2 protein-coding genes are annotated in these 7062 nt (G+C 41.9%); both read right to left on the reverse strand.

Annotation, left to right across the window (positions count from 1 at the left end; translation table 11 throughout):
* Positions 1–53 precede the first annotated feature (53 nt).
* Positions 54–4442 (reverse strand): SGO_0316/SGO_0317 family LPXTG-anchored serine peptidase, encoded by a 4389-nt coding sequence (locus NFR56_RS08470; RefSeq protein ID WP_277612657.1) that lies wholly within the window; start codon positions 4440–4442, stop codon positions 54–56.
* 245 nt (positions 4443–4687) lie between these two features.
* Positions 4688–6781 carry a surface-anchored 5'-nucleotidase gene (locus tag NFR56_RS08480; protein ID WP_251458574.1) on the reverse strand — a complete coding sequence of 698 codons (2094 nt, stop codon included), beginning with the start codon at positions 6779–6781 and terminating at the stop codon, positions 4688–4690.
* Between the last annotated feature and the right edge of the window lie 281 nt (positions 6782–7062).

Below are 7062 nucleotides of genomic sequence, written 5' to 3' on the forward strand. Positions count from 1 at the left end.
GCTTCACACTACCTTAACCCTTATTTTATCCTTGCAACTAAACTAATAGAAGATTATCCTTGATCTGGACGATTTTTCTTCAAGCGGATAGCACCAAAAGTGAGAAGAAGAACCATCAAACCGATCATTCCTGTTTGTTCATTTTCTTGTCCTGTATTTGGAAGAGAAGGTGATGATTGACTTGTAACCTCCTTAGTCGACGGATCCATTTCTGATACTCTTTCAAGATCTTTCTGGAACATTGGACGGATATCTGTCTGTTTCGCGACTATTGGATGTGTCTCGTTTTCATCTGGCCGTTTTCCTTTTTCACCTTCTTGCGTCGTCGTTGACGGTTGAGGAGATGGAATAGGAGAAGATGGAACAATCGGATCCTCTACCTGATCATCTGAAACTTCGACAAAACTAGTTAAGTAGCGATTAATGCGCTCACCTACTGTATAGAAGAAATCATTCTCTACTGCGCGATAACCTTTTGGCAAATCAATATGGATCTGATAATCTCCATTAACTAGAATCTTTTCAAAGGTCTTTGGTTCGTAAAGGGTTTGATCCAACTCCACTTTTTGCCCCGTCCTTTTATCGATGGCAAAGACACGGGTTCCGTTTGGAAGCTCTTTATCAAAGACAAGATCAAAGCGATTTTTATCAATATAATGATAGACAAATTTGACCACACCTTCTGGATGCTCTTTGCTCAATTCAACCGTTACCGTTGTTGGAGATACCCAAGAGTAGTTTTGGTCTTGACCGACGACTTTTACAGTGTAGGTTCCAAATGGAAGAGTTGGTAATGGATCTTCATAATAAATATTAAATTCCTTATCAACCCGATTTCCTCGACTATCAAATACTTGGTAACGCATCATTTCTGGATATTGATTGGTCGCTTCTCCTTTTTCATTGACAATTTGTACCTCTAAGCGTCCCACTGTGGCTTCACTAGTTTCATGTGTCGGACTTGCTTCCTCTGTTCCAGTATTTTCTGTCGTCACCTCGTCTGAAACGGTCTTTCCATCCAGAGTCATGGTATTGGTATTATTGACCCGGTCCCAAATATAGAAGCGTACTGTTTCTAGATCCACTCCGTCAGGGATAAGATAGGTTCCATCTTCGTTTGGAGTGATTTCTACTTCCTGACCATCTTTTTGGTAAGAGAGGTATTTACCAGCTAGCCCACTACCCGTTTCAACAATCTCACCTGGCTTAAAGAGGCGAGTTATCGGATCAAAAAGATCTGTCGTTTTTGCCAGTTGAGGTACTTGCTTATCGACCCTGACCTTTAAGACAATCTCTTGAGGTTTGGCACCAGGTGTGCTTGGACGATAAGTGACCACATATTGATAATCTCCATCTGGCACAAGCTGATTATTTTTATCTTTTCCACTCCAACGTGTCGCATACAGAATCTTACTACGATCGTTGATCCGCCAGCCATAATCTGATTTCTTCTGGCTCTCATTGCCTTTTTCAAAAATTGGATGTTCTCTCTTGACGTCATCCGCACGATAAACCGTCAAATGAATATTGTCCACATTTCTTAAGACCACTGCATTGAGTTTGACACTATCATAGGATCCATCCCCATTTGGCGAGAATACGAGACTATTTCCATCATAGTGCCCGTCTTTTTCTCCCAAGACAACTTGTACTTTTTTGCCCCCTCTCCAAATAGAGCTGACTAAGGCAGTAAAGTGATCCCCTGGGTCTTTTTCAGGGTGCTCCGCTTTTTCATTTGCGTAATAATAGAATGGTTTTTCATCCCCAGTGAAGGCATAGATGGGTTTTTCAATTCCTGGTAAATCTTGATAGTTTCCTTTAAAACCAATATATGGAAGACTCACTAGGTCTTTCTTAGTTTTGGCATCTTTAAAGAAGACAAAACCTTCTAAAAAGTAACCGTTTTTCATTTGATTCGTGAGCTCACTTGTATAGTTACTGGTATTCACAGAAATCGGAACCGTCACACTTCCCATAGCAGGAACATGAATAGTTTTTTCTCCTTCTTGATCCAGTAGTTGGCGCATCTTCAAGGTAATACGTCCATTTTCTACTTGATCGGTATTGACGACCGTATGATAAGTGAATTCTTTTGCTTCTGAACTAAGATTATGTACAGTGACATCAAACGTGAAGGAATCTTTAACATTTCCAAGGGTCAGACTACTATTTGCTCCTTTTCCACCTGTTACAAAGACATCGCCAAAAGCTGCTGCAGCAGCATCCATAAGACCAGATCCTTGTTGACGAACCGAGGAGTAACTGTTGCTTTCCTGATCAAAATGAGGTTTGGCTGTACTCATGACTAATTGTCGCAAAAGCGTATGGATTTGCTCTGGGCTATAATTTGGGAATCGTTGTTCTAAAGCTTGCTTAATCAAGGCTGTCGCCCCTGCCGCATGTGGTGTCGCCATACTCGTACCTGCATCCAAGTCGTACGAACCATCTGGGATAGCAGAGTACACATTTCCACCTGGCAAAGTAACATCAGGCTTCAACATTCCTTCAGCGGTTAATCCCCAGCCTGTAAAGTAGAGCATCTTATTCGCTTCACTATAGGGTACTTTCTTAACTTCTTGATGGAAAGTGATCGTATATTCCCCAGCATGTGTGGCTAGCTCTTTCCCGATAGAATGACCAAGTACACTGACAGGATAGAAGGATCCCCAATACCCCATGGAAAGATTTTGAAGGGTATCTCCTTGTTCTTCATTTTGATAAACCAGGACCCCTTTTGCTCCAGCTTGTCTGAGGGCATTGACCTTATCTTCATCTGATACATCGCCACCACTTTCAACCAGTGCAATTTGGCCTTTTACAGCAGCATTTCGATAAGTATCTTCTCCCCCCTTCGGTACATAAACATAAGACTGTGGTCCTTCTACTGGAAAGATCAAGCGATAGACAGGAAGGTCAATCAGACCATTCTGGAATTCTTCCTTATTTTTTAGAGCTGGAACTTCTAAACTAATTTTTGTTTCATGTGTAATGCTATTATTGAAAGCACCAATCGCTAGAACTCCCTTTTCAACAGCTGGTTCATCCATTGTTCCAGTATCCGGTGCATCTGCTTTTGGCTTAGACTGCCAGTATCCACTCACGGCATAATTCCCTGCTGCGGCATTAATGATAACACCTGATTTTCTTGCAAACTCAAAAGCTTGACGCGTCAACGGATTGGTATCAGCTTCTGCCCCATTGACACCCCCAAAACTCATATTGATAGTATCTGCCCCCAACTTCACAGCATCTTCTACAGCCTTTGCTACAATAAAACCTTGTTCAGTCATCCCTTTCTTATCTGAGAAGACCCGCATAAAGATGAGTTGTGCCTCTGGAGCTACCCCCTTAAGTAGTTCTCCTGTTGGCACTGGTTTTGTTGCATTTCCTACTGCAGAGCCCGCCACGTGGGTCCCGTGCGAACGCGGATCATCCTCCTTGATCTCATCATTCATATCCGAATAGTTATAAGCATAAATCACCTTATCATTGTACCACTTACCATAAGTAATTCCGGCCTTCTTCATGGCCGCTTCCATCTGCTCTTTATTCTTGTATTTGGCTCTACTCTTATCCGTTAAACTAAAGAAATTATGATCATAGTCTAGGCCAGTATCTAGGACAGCAACCACGCTCCCTTGCCCCTTGATTCCCTTATCCCACAATGGTTGAAGATTAATCAATTCATTTTCATCACTTACCTTGGTTGGGACCAGGGTCGTCTGCTTCTTCGGAAGACTCTGGTTTTCTATAGTTGTAGAAAGAGGGGTAATCTCAACGTTTTCAACTCGAGCTATCTTGCGAATCTCCATGGCATCCTTGTAATTCGTCTCCAAGACAAATCCATTAAAGACCAAATCAAAATCAGCTAATTTTTTATATTGAATTCCCTTTTCATCCAGCTCTTTTAAAACTGCCGTTTTGATTGGGAGATTATTCCGAATTTGGTCTGCAATACTTGGAGAAGTTGCTACATCCTGTTTTTTCGTCTCCAAACGTACCAAGGCCTGAACACGTGCTTGATCTGTTACAGTTTCCGAAACACCTTCTTTATTGGCTACTGAAGAGTGTTCTGCTACTGTTTTCTCCAGTTCCTCTTTCTTTTCGACTCCCTTCTTTTCAGATTTAGGATTAGAAGCGGAATCTACATTCCCATTTGAATCTGCTGTTTCAGGAGATTTCTCAGGTGTTGGTTGCTCTTGCAAAAAAGTTTCCTTACTTGATTCGTCAGTTGGAAGAGCTTCCTCCGAATTTTTTTCCAAACCAGATAACGGTTGAACCTCTTCTTTCCCTTCTTGCGCTACAATTGCAGGTGGTTCTACCGTTCCCTCCTGTTCCTGCGCTAAAACAGCCGGACCAAAAAAAAGGCACCCGACTACCACTGATACTAAACCAACGGCATATTTACGGAAAGAAAATCGTTGTTGTCTGTCATTTCTCATAACCAGACCTCCTTGTTTGTTGTAAGCGGTTACTACGCCTTCATTTTAGTCCTTCTTTTATGTAAAGTCAATGCGGTCTGTCAAAATCTAAAATAAGTATAATATTTAGTTTATTTCTGACAATTTTCCTAATCAATAGCGAAAGTATATGATTGGTTTTGAAGTTGAAACCTTTTGGTAAAGACGCCCCTCTCAATGAAAAACAAAAAGGAAGCCCTCTTAGAGAGGATACTTCCTATTTTTGATTAATTTTCTTCACGTTTTTTGCTGGATACAAATCCTGCTAAAGCTAGTGAGGTCATGCCAAAGAGGCTAAGGACGGTTGAAGCCAATTCTTCTTGACCTGTTTTTGGAAGACCAGTTGCTGGTGTAGCAGCTACTTCTGCTTGACCACCCGTATGATAAGTGACAGCGACTGGTTTGTTTGTTGCCACTTCTTTTGTTTCGCTTGCAGCTGGTTGAGCTGGAGTTACTGGGCTTTCAGGTTGAGGAGTTGGGGTAGCCGGAGTAACTGGAGCTACAGGATGAACTGGATTTACAGGACTTACTGGATCAACTGGCGTTGGTTGTGGAGTTGGTTGAGGTTCTGGAGTAGGTGTATCTTCTTCCACTTTTTCCACAAATGTCTTGTTGCCTAAAATAGAAGCAGACAACTTCTTCCCTGCCTTATTCACATCTTGGATGTACTGGATAAAGACTTCTGTATCCGGATTGATAGCCCCGATCAATTTGGTGTCGCGGAAGACTGAGAATCCATCTCCGCCACCATACAAGAAGTCGTTGATAATCGCCTTGTAGGTCTTGTTGCGATCAATTTCAGTTCCATCTGCCTTGTAAGCTTTCACGACCTTATATGGATTTTCTTCTGTTGCATCCGCTGGTTTTGTATAGGTGTACTTGATCCCTGCCATTTGCAAGAAGTAAAGCTCTTTCTCATCATATTGTTGATCCAAAGCTTTGTAGATTTGGTCCCCAGTGATTTCTACTACTTGGAGGATATTTCCAAATGGTTGCACCGCTTGAGCTGCACCCCAAGTTACTGTTCCGTCTGGTTTTACCACGAGGTCTGCACGGATTCCTCCATTATTGGTGAAAGCAAAGTCAACATCTGGATAACCTGATTTTTTGGCAATATCTAGTTGCGCTGCTGTGACCAAATCTCCAACAGCACTTTCTTTTTGCGCATTCAACTCACGAGTAATATTTTCAGCTTTTTCTGCTGTACCGATTTTTGCTTCTGTTACTTTTTTAACCGTCGCATTGGCATCATCGATGATCGCTTGAACCTTGGCATCTTTTGCTTTGCCTTTCGATGGATCTACCGCAATAATTTTAGCAGTTGGAGCTTTGACAAAGTCAGCTGTATCTGTATCTAGGACTCCACGGACATCCGAGTAGGCTTTCCCTTGAGACGTACCTTGAACGATCAAGGTATTTCCGACCATCCCGTTTGTATATTGGTGGTTATGACCTGCAAAGACAATATCCACTGAGTTTTCAGGATAGATTTGATTTAATTTTTTGATCATGTCTGCAGCCGGACCTTCTGCGACACCGTTTTTACTTGTTGCAGCGACGTGAGCTAAAACGACGATCGCATGAACCCCTTGGTCATTCAATTCGCGGGCATATTTAGCAATTGATTCCGCTTCATCTAAAACACGGTATTGTTCATGATTTTTACGCAAGACGAGATTTGGGAATTCTGTCGTAACGACCCCAATAAATCCAACCTTAACCGTCTTGTCATTCACTGGGATTTCTTTAATTGCATATGGTTTCCAATCAAATGGGATTTTGTTGGTATCTTTGTCCACCAAGTTGGCAATGACAACTTCTTGTTTCGAAGCTTCATGAGGATACTCATCGACGATCTTATTGAATTGACCAGGCGTTGGGGCTTCCCCCTTCATGATCCGGTTGAATTCACCAAGTCCTTCGTCAAACTCGTGATTACCAAGGGTTCCGTATTCAAAGTTCATTTCATTGAAGACTTTTACAGTCGGTTCATCTTGAAGCAAGGCAGAGTTAGCTGGACTAGCTCCGACCATATCTCCAGCTTGTACACGGATGCTGGCATTTGGCGTTCCTGCATTCTCCGTTTCAAAGTCTTTTTGTGAATCATTTAGATAGGTTGCCAAAAGTGGGGCTGTTCCTGCATTCTTCACAGTTTCACCTTCTAAACGAGCTGTCCCAGTTTGTTCCAAGGCGCCGTGGAAGTCATTGACCCCCATGAACTGCACTGGCAATTCATCCGCAAAAACGCTATTAATCGTAAAAACACTGAGACCCGCAACAACCGCTAGGATACTGCTTTTCAAGATAACTTTTTTCTTCATAGAATACTCCATTTTCTAATTTACGCTACTCCTCTAATCAAAAGGAGAAAGTAGAAGAATTGATTTGCTGCAATCAGCTCTTCCATTTTACTATTTTTTCGACTTTACTTCAATGTTTCTCTGAAAACTCTTTCATTTTCAGAAAATATGTGTTTTCCAAACATCTTTTTTCATTCTTTTTCTTTCGTCACTTGATTTTCATCACAAAAGAGGCTGGGACAAAAGTCCTAGCCTCTCAATTATTTTTGGATTGTCGAGCAAGACGCAGTGGTTGAGTGGGC

The sequence above is a fragment of the Streptococcus caecimuris genome, from assembly GCF_943193075.1.
GTDB lineage: Bacteria > Bacillota > Bacilli > Lactobacillales > Streptococcaceae > Streptococcus > Streptococcus caecimuris.